Origin of the sequence: Catellatospora aurea (genome assembly GCF_042663325.1) — a bacterium.
GTDB lineage: Bacteria > Actinomycetota > Actinomycetes > Mycobacteriales > Micromonosporaceae > Catellatospora > Catellatospora aurea.
In genome coordinates, this window is sequence record NZ_JBHTAC010000111.1 from 1 (window position 1) to 835 (window position 835).

1 protein-coding gene is annotated in these 835 nt (G+C 64.8%); it reads left to right on the forward strand.

Annotated elements, in window-relative coordinates; all coding sequences use genetic code 11:
• On the forward strand, window positions 1–825 hold an 825-nt coding region (locus tag ACFQO7_RS37720), incomplete at its 5' end, for a carbohydrate ABC transporter permease (protein WP_376810891.1).
• Window positions 826–835 lie beyond the last annotated feature (10 nt).

Below are 835 nucleotides of genomic sequence, written 5' to 3' on the forward strand. Positions count from 1 at the left end.
TTCGCCGCGTTCGGGATCTTCCCGCTGGCGTACACCGCGTGGGTCTCCCTGCACGAGTGGAGCCTGCTGTCGGAGACGCACACGTTCCTCGGCCTGCAGAACTACCAGGATCTGTTCGCCGACGAGTACTTCTGGAACGCGCTGCGCAACACCGCCCAGATCTGGGTGCTGTCGACCGTTCCGCAGCTGCTGATGGCCCTGGTCCTGGCGCATGTGCTGAATCAGCGGCTGCGCGCTCCGACGTTCTGGCGGATGACGGCGGTGCTGCCCAACATCACGTCGGTGGCCGCGGTGGCGATCATCTTCGGGCAGATCTTCGGCAAGGACTACGGCCTGGTCAACTGGCTCCTGGAGACCCTCGGCCTGGGCCGGATCGACTGGCAGGCCGGCACGGCGTCGTCGCAGATCGCGATCTCGGTGATGATCCTCTGGCGGTGGACGGGTTACAACGCCCTGATCTACCTGGCCGCGATGCAGGCGGTCAACAAGGACCTCTACGATGCCGCGTCTCTCGACGGAGCCAGCAGCTTCCAGCAGCTGACCCGTATCACGGTCCCGGCGATCCGCCCGACGATCATCTTCACCGTCATCATCTCGACCATCGGCGGCATGCAGGTTCTGGCCGAGCCGCTGCTGTTCGGCGGCGGGTCGATGACCGGCGGCAGTGACCGGCAGTTCCAGACCCTGTCGCTGTACCTCTACGAGGTCGCTTTCAGCAGGTTCGACTTCGGTTACGCCTCGACCGCGGCGTGGGCGATGTTCGGCATCATCGTGATCGTCGCGGCGATCAACTACTTCCTGACCAGCCGCCTGCGGAGGTCCTGATGACTACCAC